General features: G+C 68.2%; 1 protein-coding gene. It reads right to left on the bottom strand.

Going from position 1 to position 267, the window contains the following annotated elements; all coding sequences use genetic code 11:
* Positions 1-267 (bottom strand): family 1 glycosylhydrolase (locus tag ACZ3HG_RS23875; protein ID WP_465334872.1); only part of this gene is annotated, 267 nt, incomplete at both ends.

The raw sequence follows: 267 nt of genomic DNA on the forward strand, positions 1-267 counted from the left end.
GAGCATGCCCTCGGCCTGCGAGTAGTGGCCGGGGGCGTGGGCACCCGCGGTGTAGCTGAGGAACGACGAGCACCACGGCTCGTTGAGCGTCGTCCACACGTTCACCCGGTCGCCGAGCGCATCGTGCATGTCGAGCGCGTACTCGGTGAAGAGGTCGCTCGTCTCGCGGACGGTCCACCCGCCGCGATCCTGCAGGGCCTGCGGGAGATCCCAGTGGTACAGGGTCAACCACGGGAGGATGCCGGCATCCAGGAGCTCATCGACGAG

It is taken from the genome of Erwinia sp. PME.40.26/001, from assembly GCF_055556675.1.